9 protein-coding genes are annotated in these 15,201 nt (G+C 32.7%); 3 read left to right on the top strand and 6 right to left on the bottom strand.

Features of this window, described 5'->3' with window-relative positions; genetic code table 11:
* The first annotated feature begins 22 nt into the window (after positions 1 to 22).
* From mdh to BUB89_RS00415, 3 genes are all read left to right on the top strand, one after another.
* Positions 23 to 958 (top strand): malate dehydrogenase, encoded by a 936-nt coding sequence (gene mdh, locus BUB89_RS00425; RefSeq protein ID WP_073240770.1) that lies wholly within the window; start codon positions 23 to 25, stop codon positions 956 to 958.
* Between the two features lie 213 nt (positions 959 to 1,171).
* Complete coding sequence (secDF, locus tag BUB89_RS00420) at positions 1,172 to 4,144, top strand: protein translocase subunit SecDF (protein WP_073240768.1); 2,973 nt, start codon at positions 1,172 to 1,174, stop codon at positions 4,142 to 4,144.
* Between the two features lie 181 nt (positions 4,145 to 4,325).
* Positions 4,326 to 5,837 (top strand): T9SS type B sorting domain-containing protein, encoded by a 1,512-nt coding sequence (locus tag BUB89_RS00415; protein WP_073240766.1) that lies wholly within the window; start codon positions 4,326 to 4,328, stop codon positions 5,835 to 5,837.
* Between the two features lie 38 nt (positions 5,838 to 5,875).
* Here the strand turns inward: BUB89_RS00415 and BUB89_RS00410 are convergent, their stop codons facing one another.
* From BUB89_RS00410 to BUB89_RS00385, 6 genes are all read right to left on the bottom strand, one after another.
* Positions 5,876 to 6,970 (bottom strand): sensor histidine kinase, encoded by a 1,095-nt coding sequence (locus BUB89_RS00410; protein WP_073240763.1) that lies wholly within the window; start codon positions 6,968 to 6,970, stop codon positions 5,876 to 5,878.
* Positions 6,957 to 7,520, bottom strand: a complete 564-nt coding sequence (locus BUB89_RS00405) for a chemotaxis protein CheB (RefSeq protein ID WP_073240761.1) — start codon at positions 7,518 to 7,520, stop codon at positions 6,957 to 6,959. The genes BUB89_RS00410 and BUB89_RS00405 overlap by 14 nt, the downstream gene beginning before the upstream one ends.
* Entirely contained in the window at positions 7,517 to 8,329 is an 813-nt protein-coding gene (locus tag BUB89_RS00400; protein ID WP_073240759.1) for a CheR family methyltransferase, read from the bottom strand. The genes BUB89_RS00405 and BUB89_RS00400 overlap by 4 nt, the downstream gene beginning before the upstream one ends.
* Entirely contained in the window at positions 8,326 to 12,393 is a 4,068-nt protein-coding gene (locus BUB89_RS00395) for a response regulator (RefSeq protein ID WP_073240757.1), read from the bottom strand. The genes BUB89_RS00400 and BUB89_RS00395 overlap by 4 nt, the downstream gene beginning before the upstream one ends.
* Positions 12,394 to 12,527: 134 nt before the next feature.
* The gene (locus tag BUB89_RS00390; protein WP_073240755.1) at positions 12,528 to 13,238 is read right to left on the bottom strand and encodes a DUF4369 domain-containing protein; all 711 of its coding nucleotides are present in this window, start codon (positions 13,236 to 13,238) and stop codon (positions 12,528 to 12,530) included.
* Between the two features lie 101 nt (positions 13,239 to 13,339).
* Positions 13,340 to 15,196 carry a M61 family metallopeptidase gene (locus tag BUB89_RS00385; protein WP_073240753.1) on the bottom strand — a complete coding sequence of 619 codons (1,857 nt, stop codon included), beginning with the start codon at positions 15,194 to 15,196 and terminating at the stop codon, positions 13,340 to 13,342.
* Positions 15,197 to 15,201 lie beyond the last annotated feature (5 nt).

Raw genomic sequence — 15,201 nt, 5'->3', positions numbered from 1 at the left:
TAACCCGAATAAACATTAAAATATGAAAGTTACTATTGTAGGAGCAGGAAATGTAGGAGCAACCTGTGCAGACGTTATTTCTTATCGAGGAATAGCCAGTGAAGTAGTTTTGTTAGATATTAAAGAAGGTTTTGCCGAAGGTAAAGCTTTGGATATTATGCAATGTGCCACTAATACCGGTTTTAATACTAAGGTGTCTGGAGTTACTAATGATTATTCAAAAACAGCCAACAGTCATGTGGTGGTGGTAACCTCAGGAATTCCCAGAAAACCGGGAATGACTCGCGAGGAACTCATAGGTATTAATGCCGGGATAGTAAAATCGGTTGTTGAAAATGTTTTGAAATATTCTCCGGAGGCAATTATTTTGATGGTTTCAAACCCGATGGATACCATGTCTTATTTAGCTTTAAAATCCTTAGGGATTCCTAAAAACAGATTAATAGGGATGGGAGGAGCCTTAGATAGTTCCCGTTTTAGAACTTATTTGTCTTTGGCATTAGACAGACCGGTAAATGATATTTCGGCAATGGTTATCGGTGGACATGGTGATACCACTATGATTCCGTTAACACGTTTGGCATCATACAATGGAATTCCTGTTACACAATTTTTGTCTGAGGAAGTTTTAGAAAAAGTAGCTGCCGATACCATGGTAGGAGGTGCTACCCTTACCGGACTTTTAGGTACATCAGCATGGTATGCTCCGGGAGCTTCCGTAGCTTATATTGTGGACAGTATTTTAAACGATCAGAAAAAAATGATTGCCTGTTCTGTTTACTTAGAAGGAGAATACGGTCAGAATGATATATGTGTGGGAGTACCCTGCATTATTGGTAAAAACGGAGTTGAAGAAATTCTGGAAATAGATTTAAATGAAAAAGAAAAAGCATTATTTGCCAAAAGTGCTGATGCTGTCAGAGTCATGAATGAGGCTCTAAAGACTATTTTAGCTTAGCTTTTTTGATGTTTAAAGTAAAGGCTGCAATTTTGCAGTCTTTTTTTTGAGATTAATTTCATAAATAAATTGGTTAATCTTAACCAGAATTATATATTTGCTCGGTTTAAAAAAAGATTGAGTTAGCTCTGTTTTAATAAATAGGAGCTAATTATCTGTTTATAAAGGTTTAACAAGGAATAATAAATTTAAAATAATTAATTTTTAGTAATAATGCAGAATAAAGGACTTATTAAATTTTTCGCAATTCTATTTGCATTGGTAAGTATTTACCAACTTTCATTCACTTTTGTCGCAAATAATATAAAAAATGATGCGAAAACTTTTGCTAATGGTAACTCTGAGAAAGAACTTAGATACCTGGACTCTATTGGTAAAGAAAAAGTATTTAACCTTGGGTTTACTGACTTTACTTATAACGAAGTAAGTGACAAGCAAATTAATAAAGGACTTGACTTAGAAGGAGGAATCAATGTGATTCTTCAAATTTCAGTTAAAGATATCCTGAAAGGTTTATCTAATAACTCAAAAAATCCGGTTTTTAATAAATCATTAGCTGATGCTACGGCTGATTTAGAAGGAAACAAGCCTTATTTAGATAAGTTCTTTGATGCTTTTGAAGCCAATTCGAAAGGAACTGTAAAATTAGCTTCTCCTGATATTTTTGCTAACAGAAGTTTGCAGGGTGAAGGTGGTGTTGATTTTCAAATGTCTGATGCCGAAGTTAAGAAAGTTATCAAAAGAAAAGTTGATGAATCCGTTGAAAGTGCTTTTGGAGTACTAAGAAAACGTATCGATAAATTTGGTGTAACACAACCTAATATCCAGAAATTAGGAGAATCAGGAAGAATCCTTGTGGAACTTCCGGGTGCTAAAGATGTGGACAGAATTAAAAAATTATTACAAAGTACGGCTCAGTTAGAGTTTTGGGAAACGTATAAAATTGAAGAAGTTGGTAACTTTTTAATGGCTGCTAATGAAGCTTTGAAGAAAACAGAAGTAAGTGCTACTGAAGCAAAACCTGTTGTTAAGGATTCATTGAGTGCTTTATTAACAGATGTTAAAGATTCTGCTGCAACTAAAAAAGGAAATAATCCTTTATTAGACAAAATGGTAGGTCAGGGCGGAGGACCAGTTTTAGGTCTTTTCTCTCCAAAAGATACAGCTGTTATCAACGGTTATTTTAAAAGACCTGAGATCAAAAACTTATTACCGGCAGAATTACGTTATGTTAAGTTTGTTTGGGGTATAATTGAAAAATCTAAGGATGCTAAAGATAAAGAAATTGAAACAGTTGCTTTGTATGCTCTAAGAGGAAACAGAGATAATGCTGCTTCAATGAGCGGAAGTGTTGTAACTGGTGCTAATGCTACTTTTGACCAATTAGGAAAACCATCTGTTTCTATTGAAATGAGTGGTCAGGGAGCTAAAACATGGGAAGAATTAACAGGAAGAGCGTATACTCAAAAAACAAATATTGCTATTGTTTTAGATAATATTGTTTATTCAGCTCCGGGTGTTTCCAGCGGACCAATTGCAGGAGGAAGATCTGAAATTTCAGGATCTTTTACTATTGACGAATCAACCGATTTAGCAAATGTTTTAAGAGCCGGTAAATTACCTGCTGCTGCAGATATTGTTCAGTCAGAAGTAGTAGGTCCATCATTAGGACAGGAAGCTATTGATAATGGTACCACATCCGCTATTGTAGGATTGTTATTAGTATCGTTATGGATGCTGGTTTATTATGGAAAAGCAGGTTGGTATGCTAATATTGCTTTGGCAGTTAACTTATTATTCTTATTCGGAATTCTTGCAAGTTTAGGTGCTGTACTTACTTTGCCTGGTATTGCCGGTATCGTTTTAACAATGGGTACTGCGGTAGATGCTAACATTATTATATACGAAAGAGCAAAAGAAGAACTACGCGATGGTAAATCGCTGGATGAAGCAGTAAAAATTTCTTATAGCTGGACTGGAGCCATGCGTTCTATTGTAGATGCTAACGTAACGCACATTTTAATTGGTGCTGTGTTATTCATTTTTGGTTCAGGACCAATTAAAGGATTTGCTACAACATTATTAATTGGTATCATAACATCTTTGTTTACATCTATTTTTATTGCAAGAATTTTTATCGACAAAAACATTGCTAAAAAAGCAGATTTATCTTTTGTAACTAATTTTTCTAAAAATTTCTTTACTAATTTCAATTTTGATTTCTTAAAAGTTAAGAAAATCACTTATATCTTCTCTGCAGTTGTAATTGTAGTTAGTGTATTTTCTCTTGCAACAAATGGTTTAGATCAGGGAGTAGATTTTGTTGGAGGAAGAACATTCCAGGTTCGTTTTGAAAAACCTGTAGAAAGTGAAGTTGTAAAAGAAGAATTAGCTCAGGTTTTTGATGGTAGTGCCGAGGTGAAAATCTTTGGTAATGACAATCAGTTAAAAATTACTACTAAATATAAAGTAGAAGAGCACGGTACTAAAGCTGATGAGGAAGTAAATAAAGTTTTATTTGAAACTTTAAAACATCATTATGCTTCAGGTATTACGTATGATAAATTTGTAAATGCTTACGACGGAAAGAAATTAGGTATCCTTCAGGCATCTAAAGTAGGACCAACAGTTGCTGAGGATATTAAAACAAATGCCTACTGGGCTGTTTTAGGAGCCTTGCTAATTGTTTTCTTATACTTAGTGATTAGTTTTAGAAAATGGCAGTATGGATTAGGTGCTATTGCAGCGGTGGCGCATGACGTTATCTTTGTATTAGGTATTTATTCATTATGTTATAAATTCATGCCTTTTGGTATGGAGATTGATCAGCACTTTATTGCTGCGATTCTTACGGTTATTGGTTACTCTATGAATGATACTGTAATTGTATTTGACAGGGTTCGTGAATTCTTAGATGGTAAAACAAAAGGAAATTTTGCTGAAATTGTAAACAAATCTATTAATTCAACGATGTCAAGAACAATTAATACTTCATTGACTATGATTGCAGTATTATTGATTATGTTCCTTTTTGGCGGAGAATCTATCAGAGGGTTTATCTTTGCAATGTTAGTGGGTATTGTGGTAGGAACTTATTCTTCTTTATTTATTGCAACTCCGGTACTAGTAGATTGTATTTCAGTTGATGATAAAAAAGAAATTGAAGAACATCATACCGAAAAATAAAATATAAATGTTAATGTAAAAAAGACTCAACTTATGTTGGGTCTTTTTTTTTGAAAATAATTCAAAGATTATTCAATCTCATTATAACAACATTTAATTTTTTATTAAAACCTTGTTTTTTATATATTTACTCCATAATTGATTTTACCCCCAAAATTTCAATCCTTTTAAAATTTGTACAATGAAAAAGAATTACCTTTTATTTGTCTTTGTTTGTATTAACTTGTTGTTTGTTTCAGGTATTTATGCCCAAACCCCTGCGCCATCCGTTTCTACTCCAATTTATTATTGTCAGGGCAGTACAGCAATTGCTTTGACTGCAACTCCTACAGATCCATCAGCTACTTTAAGATGGTATAGTGCTCTAACTGGAGGTACCGAATTTTCATCCGCCCCAATTCCATCAACAACTAGTGTTGCGAATACATCTTATTATGTTACACAAACCATAGGTGGATTAGAAAGTACTCCTCGTACTAGAATTGAAGTAAGAGTCCTAGCTGATAATGGTTCAAGTATTTTAGATCTTAAGTGTTTTAAATTAAGTGGAACTCCTCGAACAGGATCACCAGAAATAGGTTCTGAAAGTGGATTTTCTTGGAATAATACACCTAGTGTTAGTAATCAATATTCTTATTTTTATACAATTAATGAAGGAACTCCAATTGATGGAAGTAGGGTACAAAGTCATTTATACATACCTCAACCACAATTACAACCTGGAAATGAGATTACATTAACATTATGGCATACTGATTATCCTTGTGATCTTTCAGTGCAAACTTGTTGGGTGCCTTGTCCAAATTCTTTTACTCCTACTTTTGATCCTGTTAATCCGATATGTGAAGGTGAACCAGCTCCTGTTTTGCCCAAATATTCTAAAGAAGGCGTTAGTGGAACTTGGAATCCACCAACCGTAGATAATACAATAACAAAAAATTATGTTTTTACACCTTTTGGATCTAATTGCAGTAAGGGCTCTTTGATAGTCGTTGTTAATCCTGACAGTCCCGGCTTTAGTGATTTTACAATATGTTCAGGTAGTTCAGTGCCAAATTTAGATTCAACATCACCTAATGGAGTTACAGGAAGTTGGGATGAAGATGTAGTTGATAATTTAAACTCAGCTGATTATACATTTACTCCCGATTCTGGACAATGTGCTTCACCTCAAACTATAAATGTTACTGTAATTCCATCGAATACCTTGACCGATTTCACCTGGACTGTTACAGAAGCTTTTGCTGAGAATCAAAAAATCACTGTTTCGGCAACGGCTGCAGGAGGCAATTATTTGTATCAGTTAGATGATGGTCCATTTCAGTCTAATCCTGTTTTTGAACAAGTTGCATCAGGTTCTCATTCGATAACTGTTACAGATGAAGCAGGCTGTAGTGCTCCAATAACTAAGGATGGTATATTAGTTGTAAATTTCCCTAAATATTTTACACCCAATAATGATGGTTTTAATGATACCTGGAATGTAAGTGAATTAAGTTCGCAGCCACAAGCTTATATTCATATATTTGATCGTTATGGGAAATTTTTAAAACAAATAAGTCCTAATGCTAACGGCTGGAATGGTAGTTATAATGGCTATTTACTGCCCGCTGATGATTACTGGTTTGTTATACATTATAAAGAAAACAATATTGATAAAGAATTCAAATCTCATTTTTCATTAAAAAGATAATAAAAAAAGGAATTACCAGCTGGTAATTCCTTTTTTTATTACGAGGTTTTTAAATCAGAGATTATAAATTGAGACCCGTTTTTGTATTGAGAATTGTGATACACTTTAACGTCGTTTCTTTCGGCTAATTTTCGAACTAAATTCAGTCCCATTCCCGTACCTGAATCTCCTCTTGATGATTGTCCGAGGGTATAAAACATCTGGAATATTTTTTCGGATTGATTTTCAGGAATTCCGGGACCATTGTCTGTAATAGCTATTTGTTTTTGATCTTCATCAAAAGAAATATTTATCTCAGTTGTTTCTTTATCATTGTATTTGATGGCATTTGAAATTAAATTTTGAATAATTTGTTTGAAAGCTACTGATTGAAAATCAATAGTATGATTTAAATTATCTTTAGTTATTTTAATGTCCCCGTTAGGATTAATTAGCTTTATAACTGCATTCACTTCGCTCAGGATGTTAATTGTTTCTTTTCTGTCATTGTTTTCCACATTTTTAGAATAATGAAGTAAATCATCAATTAATTTAGACATAGACATTGCCGAAGACTTTACCATATCAAATAAGTCTGTGGCTTCTTCTTTCAAATCCAGTAAATGTTCTTCTTCAATAAATTCAACCAATGATTTAATATTATTTAAAGGTGTTTTTAAATCATGGGCAATAATATTGGCAAATTGTTCTAATTCTCCATTTTTAGCTACGAGTTTGTCATTTAGCATTTTCAATTCCTGATCGTAATCCCAAATTTTAAGAAAAGAATCTACTTTTTTTCGGGTGATTTCAGTTACTAATGGTTTGAACAAAAAGTCAATAGCTCCTAAATCATAAGCTTTGTTAATGTATTTGGCCTCATCACTGATAGCCGTCACAAAAATAGTTGGAATATTGGCTGTATTGGGATGTTGTTTTGTAATTTCAACAAATTCATAACCGTCCATTTCTGGCATTTGAACATCCACTAAAATAAGAGAAACTTTTTCTTTTAATAATATTTGCAATCCTTCATTACCTGAATTGCATGTAATTATTTCTCTGTTGGGCTTTTCTAACATGCTTTTTAACGCAATTAAATTAGCCGGTTTGTCATCAATTAGTAATAGTGTATGTTTGTTAGTAGCATTCATTATTGAGTATGTTTATAATGTTTGTGGTATTTAATTCTTTGTGTTGGTCATAAAGTGTCTTTGCTGCATTTGGCATGTTTGCAAACTCAGCTTCATTACAATCCTGAATGATGGTATTTCCCTTATTTTCGGCCATAATTTTTAATCCTTTCGCTCCATCGTGATTGGAACCGGATAATAATATACCGCAACATTTTTCTTTTAGTACAGCTGAAAAAGATTCAAATGTAACATCAATCGAAGGACGGCTAAAATTGACGAGTTCTGATACATCAAGAGAAAAAGTATAATCTTCTTCTAACAGTACATGATAATCTGCCGGAGCAGTATAGAGCATGCCATTTCTCATTTGTTCTTTGTCTTCAATTTCTTTGACTGTATAATGGGTATTTCTTTGTAAAATAGTCTCAAAAGAGGATGTGGTGTTTTTTAACCGGTGCAAAACGATAACAATAGGAATATTTATCCTTTTGTCTAATTGACCTAAAATAGACAAAATAGTATTAAAAGCTCCTGCCGAACCTCCAATTATAATGGCTTGAGATTTCATTTTATTTTTTGATAAATTTTTTCTTCACGATCTATTTCTTTAAAATTTTCATAAACCGAACTAAATCGTAAGGATTCTTTTTTTCCAATGGCTAAAAAACCATGGATAGGCAGACTCTGGTAAAATAATTCTAAGGCTTTGTTTTGTAAATTACTATTAAAATAAATTAAAACATTGCGACATAGTATGAGTTGGCATTCTTTAAAAACGCCATCGGCAACTAAATTATGATTGGAAAATAAGATGTTTTGTTTGAACTCCGAATGAATCATCGAATGCCTTGGGTCTGAAACAAAATAATCGTTTAATGATTCTTTTCCGCCACATTCATAATAGTTTTTTGTGTATTCTTTAAAATTGGTGTTGTCATAAATTCCTTTTCGGGAACGTTCTATCGCATTACTGCTGATATCTGTGGCATAAATTCTTGTTTTTGCATAAAGGTTGTTTTCTTTTAAAAGAATATTTAAAGAATAGGTTTCTTCGCCAAAAGAACATCCAGCACTCCAGATATTAATTTTAGGATAACTCTCAAGGTACGGAAAAACCTTTTGTTGTAAGGATTTAAAAAAACTTGGATCCCTGAAAAACTCACTTACATTGACCACAATTTCATTGATAAAATTCTGAAATACAGCGGGATTGTTAATAAGTTCAAACTTTAAATCAACAGCATTTTTCATCGCATGGATATCCATAAAACGATGGATTCTCCTAAGCATCGAAGCCTTAGAATAATCTGAAAAGTCATAATCGAATTGTTTTTTTATCGTAAAAAGCAATTCATCAAGTTCTTTTAATGTTATCATTTGTAAATCCAGATACTGATTAATGAAATGAGTTTTTGAATATCAATAGGTTTAGATTGATAGTCAGAAGCTCCTGCTTTTATTATTTCGTCTCTATCGCCTTTCATTGCTTTTGCTGTTAAAGCAATGATAGGCAGATTTTTCCATTTTATATTTTCTCTAATCTTTTTGGTAGCTTCAAATCCATCCATTTCAGGCATCATAATGTCCATTAATACAATATCAAAATTAGGATGCTCTTCCAGTGCATTTAAAGCTTCGATTCCGTTAAAAGCAGTTGTAATTATCGCTCCTTTGCTGGTTAAAGCCGCAGATAAAGCATAAATATTACGAATATCATCATCAACAATCAGAATGTTTTTATCTTTCAAAATTTCACCTCCTGATAAATTAGGTGCTGTTTTATACTCGGTATTTTCAACAGTATCTATTTTGTTTAAAAACAATAAAATCTCATCTTTTAATCTTTCAGTAACGTTGTTGGTTTTGATAACAATGCTGTCAGCACTTTTTTCAAGTTCTAATTGTTCATTATCGGTTAATGTTTTACCGGTATTAATAATGATTTTTATTTTTTTGTTTTTAGAACAGTTTTTCAATTCCGAAATAGCTTTGACATTGTCTGAATCAGGCAGACCTAAATCGATGATGGCACAGTCAATTTCAACATTGCTCAGGATATTTTCGGCTTCTGATCTTGAATAGGCCTGCAGGCAAATCGTGTTTTTGTCATTAGCATGCAATAGCTGTTTGATAGCGTAATTTAATTTTTCATCATCTTCCAGAATAAGGACTCTTTTAAAAGCTTTATTTATTTCATCATCAATAGCGAGGAAGGCTTTTTTAAGTTTTTCGGGCGTAATTGGTTTTACTAAGAAATCAAAAGCACCCATTTCCTTGGCTAATTTTTCTCTTTTCATTCCTGACATAACGTGAACCGGAATGTGCTTTAATTCGGCATCTTCTTTAAGCCATTTTAAAACCGTCCAACCATCAATTCCTGGTAATTTCATGTCTAAAATGATGGCTTTAGGATTGTATTTTTTAGCATATTGAAACCCTGTTTCACCCTGATGTGCAATAATAGCTTTAAAGCCATTATTATGGGCTACCTGCAATAATACTTCGGCAAATGAAGGATCGTCTTCGATAATCAAAATGGTTTTGTCATCAATATCAGCCTTATGACGGTCATCCTGAATGTTTGCCGAAAGATCTATAAATTCTTCATTGGGTTTAGGATATTCTGATTCAATTTGTTCGGTCGAAATAGCTTCCGTAACGGTTGCCACAGGAGCATTAGTAGTGTTGTTGTCGCTATTTCCGGCATATTTTACAGGAATGTAGACGCCAAAAGTACTTCCGTTGTTAAGCTGACTGTCAAAAAACACTTCTCCGTCAAGTAAATCAGCTAATTGTTTGGAAATGTACAAACCTAAACCTGTTCCGCCATATTTTCTGCTGGTGGAACTATCAGCCTGCTGGAAGCTTTGAAATAATTTTTTCTTATTTTCTTCAGAAATTCCAATACCATTATCTTTTATTTCAATAGCTAAAATTTGATTGTTAGTGAGTGCAGCGAGTTTAGGATTATTAAATTCCTTATTGTCAGATGGCTTGTCAAAAGTCATCGCAACTGTTCCTCCGTTTGGAGTGAATTTTAAAGCATTGGAAAGGAAATTTTTAAGGATTTGCTCAATTTTACCTACGTCACTATAAATTTCTCTTGGGCAATCGTCAGTAATTTTTGTTTCAAAATTAATATTCTTTTTGTCCATTTGAGCTCTGAAAAGCCCGTCCATATCCGAAAATATTCGTTCAGAAACGGTGTTTTCAGGATAAATTTCGACCTTGCCGGCTTCAATTTTTGAAATGTCTAAAATATCAGTAATTAAGTTCAATAAATCCTTTCCGGAAGTATTAATTACCGATAAATTTTCTAACTGAGCATTTGTCAGATTACCGGAAACATTGTCTTTTAATAAATCCGAAAGAATTAAAATACTGTTTAAAGGAGTTCTTAATTCATGAGACATATTGGCCAGAAATTCAGATTTGTATTTGCTGGCCTGAGCAATTTCTTCTGATTTTATGTTTAATTCTTCCTGAGCAATAATGAGATCATCATTCTTTTTCTCTATTTCGTAGTTCTTAGTTTCCAGTTCTCTGCTTTTCTCTTCCAGATACGCATTTGTCTGCTCCAGTTCGGCAGCCTGATTTTTTAGCTCTTCTTCTGATTGTTGCAGCAACAATGTATGCTTATTGAGTTCTTCGTTGTTTTGTCGCAACTCTTCTTCCTGAACCTGTAAAATATTGTTTTTATGGATGATTTCTTCACTGGAAATTCTCAATTCTTCGTTTCTGATAAATACCGCAATCGCATTTCCCAAAGACTCTTTTAAGGTGATTAATAATTTTTGGTCTGTTTCAGTAAAGTTTTCCAAAGAGCCAATTTCGATAACACCTATAACTTCATTTTTATAGGATACAGGGGTGATTAAAACGTTGTAAACAGGAGATTTTCCTAAAGATGAAGCTAGAAACGAATATTCTTTAGTCAAATTATTCAAGCATTTTTGCTCATCAAATTTGGCTGCTTCGCCTGCTAATCCTTCGCCAATACCTATCGCTTCCGGGCTGTTGTTATCAGCATAACTTCCAATTTTTATTAAATTATTGTTGTTTTTGAGGTAATCTATAATGTAAAATACAGCCTGACAACCATTGGTTTGAGAACACAGTACTTTGCTTAAATTATCGCCAAAGTTCTGGATGTTTTTAGACTCAATGATGGTTTTGTTGACCGCTATAATATTTTGTTCTAAATGACTGTTGGCTACTGCTTCATCATTAAATCGTTTTAAATCCATTGACATTGTGTTCAAGGACTGATTTAAAACATCAGCTTCACTTCTTACTTTTATTGCTTCTCCAAAGTGTCCGGAACTGATTTCTGTAGCCAGATTTATTTGTTCTTTTATAGCGTTGGTTAGTTTTTTAAAAGATTCTCTAATGGAATCTAATTCAATATTTCCATGAAGAATATGTTGGAATTCAGTATATCCTAATGCAATTTTTTCAATTTTTGTAGCAATCGTTTTTAAAGAATTCGAAGTATTTGTAATTAATTTATAAACTAAAATGGTAGTGGTAAGTAATAATAGAGAAAGAAATACTATGGCAATAATGGCAGCATTGACCGTATTATCTTTTTCCTGTTGTGCTATTTTAATAATGTAATTTAGCTTTTTAGTCTTAATAGCATTAATTTTTTCATTTACATCAGTTGATGTATGCCACCAGACTTGTGGTGTAATGACAGCAGTATTGTTAAGAATAGCATCAGATGTTTTTAAAAAAGACTGAAATGCTGCTGAATTTTTATATTGAATAAGTTCATCTTTAATGTGAAGGCTGTTGTAATTGTCTAATTTAAAATCAGTGTTTTTGTTAAGTTGCCTCATATTTTCATAATAACCATATAAATCAGAATGAACGCTGTCATTGATTAATTTATGAAATACGATAGCTCTGATTAAATTAGCTACTGTTTTTGTCTCAATATAAGATTTGAAATTATTTGCCAGTTTAGCAAGATTTACGTTTTCACAATTTACAATTTCTCTTTCTATTAAATTGTTCAGGATATTATTGATATCTGTATAATCGTTAAACGTTTTTAAGGATGAAATAGCGGTGTCATTTTCATCATTCTGATGAATAATATTTAAAATAGTCCTGGCTTCGCTGATACTTGTAACGACAATACTGTCTTTTGAATTCAGTTGAGAAAACCATTCGGTTGACTTAGCCATTGTTAGTTTAAAATTTACTTTTTTAGCCGCGTCAAACTTAGAATATTCATTGAGCGTTCTTTCGTTATTGATAAGGGTTATAGCTTCAGAAAATGCAGCAATTTTATCAATGTTTTCAATACTATTATCAATTCGGGAAAATTTTTGATAGCTGTTATTGATGTTTGAAATAGTAAAATAAATAAGTCCGGAAACAGGGATTAAAAGAATTAAAATTAATTGCTTCTTAAAAGATAAGTTTTTCCACATAATTGGGGTAGTAGGTTAAAAGCTAATTGAGTTGTTTTTTGGGTTGTTAAAAATATGGGGATATTTTAAGTAAAAATAAAAAAAGCATTTCAAATATTCCTGAAATGCTTTAGTTTGAGTGGTGTTAAAAAAAATTAATTTGCTTTTTTTAATGTATTAATATAATTAGTAAGTTTTTTACCGTACAATGACTGAGCTACTTTTGGAGTCATAGCGTTTTGAATAGTATCTAAATATTTAATATTAATATCATAAACTTCGGCTAATGCAAGGTAAGGAGCAATTTCATGGTCTTTATTATTGATAGCAAAGTTGATAGCAAATAGATATTTACGTTTTAAATTTAATTCTTGCAACTTAGTTAAACTGTCAATAGCATTAGGATCTTTTCTTTTGATAGCTTTAAATTTTTGCTCGATCAGTGTTAGATTTTCATCTTTGTATCTTGAAGTTGTTTTTTTATACTCTTCATATAGATCGTGATTTTTTGATCCGGTAATTTTCGCTGCTGAAAGAAAGGCATCTAAATTAGTTTCGATATTTATAGTACCTGGTTCGGCAAAAAACATAAGATTATTATCTAATGAATTGCTCACACCACGATCTAAAAACAAATACAGCATTTCAGGGGATTTTAAATCAAGATCGCTTTCAAAATGGGAATTTCCGTCAATTTTAATAGTGTCAATGGCAATCAATGCGGTATCAACTATTTTTTGAATGTATAAGGTACCTTCTTTTAATCCTTTTACATTTCCTGTAATGTGTAAATCTCCTTTTTGTTCTTTTTTGTTGCATGAGGCAATAAATACGATAGCGGCTAATGCAAGAATTGTTTTTTTCATTGGGTTAGTTATTTGGTGCAAAGTAAAGAAAATAGTTTAAAAAGTGAAGGAATCATTTTGTGCTATTTTCAAATTGTAATTTTGATTTTTTCAGTTGTTAGTTATCCTTTTAGCCAGGCTTCTTTTAGCTGTTTTTTTGAGGAATCAGTGGCTTCAATATGCAGCTTTTCCTGATATGGTAATTTTACAGTGCCTTTTATCAGTTGTTCTTTTCCAAATCGTTTGATTTTTACCTCAATAGCGTCGTTTTCTTTCCATTTATCACTGGCATTTATCATGTCATAAATATTTGGATAGGAATAAGCAATCTGGTTGATTTCTAAAATGACATCGCCGCCTTTTAATCCCAGATTGTTGAAAAACGGATTTAATTCGCTGTTCGGAATTATACTTATTTCATTATTATCCGGATTTACGGTAACATAAGGAGTCGTTTTATCTTTAATAAAAACCGATGCAGGAACCTGTTTAGTGGACTGTTTTAATCCTACTTTGGCTAAATAAAAATCATACGGAACAGGAGTGGTTCCTGCCACATGTGTTTTTAAAAATTCACCCACTTCAGGATACGTGAATGCGGTGATTTTATCAAATAATTCGTTGTCATTGAAAGGTTTTGAAACACCATATTCATTGGATAATTTTTGCATTAAATCCAGAATTCCTCTTTGTCCGTTGCTTTTTTCTCTGATGATGATGTCGATACACATTCCTATCAAAGTACCTTTTTGATATACATTCAGATATTGATCTTTATAAGTCTGCTCCAGTACATTAGCACTCATTTTTGTAAAGGACATGGTGTCGTTCAAGGTTTTGGCTTCCTCGATTTTTTCGGCAATTCTATTGTAAAAATCTTCTTCCGGAATTAAATTCTGGTTGATTTGGAAAAGATTAGCAAAATATTCAGTGATTCCTTCATACATCCATAAATGCTCGGACATTTTTGGATTATTATAATCGAAATACTGAATCTCTTTAGAATGAATAGTCAACGGAGTTAGAATATGAAAAAATTCATGAGAAACAACATCCATCATCGACTTCGTTAATTCTTCTTTTTCCATTATCTCAGGCAGTACAACAGTAGTGGCAGTAGGATGCTCTAATGCACCAAAACCGTGTGCATCATCTTCTTTCATATTGGATAAATATAAAAGAACAGTATATTTTTTAGTTGCATTAATTTTTCCTAAGAATTTTTTTTGCGCTGTCATCATGGTTTTCATTTCAGGAGTAATACTTTCGGCAGTATATTTTCCTGATGGTGAATAAACGCTGATTTGAATATCCATTCCGTCAACATTAAAAGTGGTGTAATCCGGTTTAGAATACATGATCGGGTTTTCTACCAGTTCGGCATAACGGGATGTCTTAAAAATATCATTTGTTGTGCTTTCGTCCAGATCGGTCATTGAAGTACTGCCCCATAAAGTAGCCGGATGGTTAACAATCAGCTGGTAGGGTGTGGCCATGAAATTATCAAAATAACCAATAAAACAATGCGTATTGATCATGAAATTTTGGGCTGCATCAATATTAGAACCCGCAGGGGAGAACACATCGTCTTTCCCAAAACCGGTTCCTTTTTCGATATCAAATGTATCATTGACTAAGTAAGTGATTTTACTCAAAGCAGTTGCTTTACTGATACTCCAGGAATTTTCATCTAATTTTTTTACGGCTAATAACCTTCCTTTTTTATCATAAGCTTTTAAATCCTCCACATATTTTCCGTAATTATCTTCGGAATAAGTCCCGGGAACCGTTTTTGGAATACGGTAAATAATTGCTTCAGTTGTAACACGCGGTGCATTTACAGTAACTAAAACCTGATCGTTTTTAACTTCTGTCAGATTAATTGTTGCCTGAATTACTTGTTCTTTTGCTGTTTGATTGATTGATTTGCAACTCCAAAGCATTGAAGTCAATACAAATGCCAGTATTATTCTTTTCATTTTAA

The sequence above is a fragment of the Flavobacterium flevense genome (assembly GCF_900142775.1).
Taxonomy (GTDB): Bacteria; Bacteroidota; Bacteroidia; order Flavobacteriales; family Flavobacteriaceae; genus Flavobacterium; species Flavobacterium flevense.
The sequence above is the reverse complement of the archived record's forward strand: the minus strand, read 5'-3'. Positions and strand labels throughout refer to the sequence as shown.

What these genes read in the sequence shown, in the direction of transcription:
- BUB89_RS00405 (WP_073240761.1), bottom strand. Translation starts at nt 7,520, where the DNA reads ATGAAATCTCAAGCCATTATAATTGGAGGTTCGGCAGGAGCTTTTAAT.
- mdh (WP_073240770.1), top strand. Translation starts at nt 23, where the DNA reads ATGAAAGTTACTATTGTAGGAGCAGGAAATGTAGGAGCAACCTGTGCA.
- BUB89_RS00395 (WP_073240757.1), bottom strand. Translation starts at nt 12,393, where the DNA reads ATGTGGAAAAACTTATCTTTTAAGAAGCAATTAATTTTAATTCTTTTA.
- BUB89_RS00390 (WP_073240755.1), bottom strand. Translation starts at nt 13,238, where the DNA reads ATGAAAAAAACAATTCTTGCATTAGCCGCTATCGTATTTATTGCCTCA.
- secDF (WP_073240768.1), top strand. Translation starts at nt 1,172, where the DNA reads ATGCAGAATAAAGGACTTATTAAATTTTTCGCAATTCTATTTGCATTG.
- BUB89_RS00410 (WP_073240763.1), bottom strand. Translation starts at nt 6,970, where the DNA reads ATGAATGCTACTAACAAACATACACTATTACTAATTGATGACAAACCG.
- BUB89_RS00415 (WP_073240766.1), top strand. Translation starts at nt 4,326, where the DNA reads ATGAAAAAGAATTACCTTTTATTTGTCTTTGTTTGTATTAACTTGTTG.
- BUB89_RS00400 (WP_073240759.1), bottom strand. Translation starts at nt 8,329, where the DNA reads ATGATAACATTAAAAGAACTTGATGAATTGCTTTTTACGATAAAAAAA.
- BUB89_RS00385 (WP_073240753.1), bottom strand. Translation starts at nt 15,196, where the DNA reads ATGAAAAGAATAATACTGGCATTTGTATTGACTTCAATGCTTTGGAGT.